General features: G+C 69.5%; 1 protein-coding gene. It reads right to left on the bottom strand.

The features are described from left to right. On the bottom strand, positions 1–315 hold a 315-nt coding region (locus SB772_RS39820; RefSeq protein ID WP_410838493.1), incomplete at both ends, for a metallophosphoesterase.

Consider the following 315-nt stretch of genomic DNA (forward strand, 5'->3'; position numbering starts at 1 on the left):
TGTTCACGTCGTCGGGCGCGCCGCGCAGTGCGCCTTGCGGATCGCTGCGGTGCGCGGGATCGAAATGGCCGCCCGTGTAATCGGTCACGCCCGCGAGCACGAGCCGCGCGCCGCCATGCTCGATCACCACGTGCTGATTCATCAGCACCGTGAGGCCGATACGGCGGAACTCGGCCACCCACGCAACGGCGCCCGAGTAGTACTCGTGGTTGCCCGTCACCAGATAGACGCCGTGCTGCGCGGCGAGCCGCCCGAGCGGCGCGGTGTGATCGGCGAGATGCTGAACGCTGCCGTCGACCACGTCGCCGGTGATCG

It is taken from the genome of Paraburkholderia sp. SIMBA_030 (assembly GCF_046535245.1).
GTDB lineage: Bacteria > Pseudomonadota > Gammaproteobacteria > Burkholderiales > Burkholderiaceae > Paraburkholderia.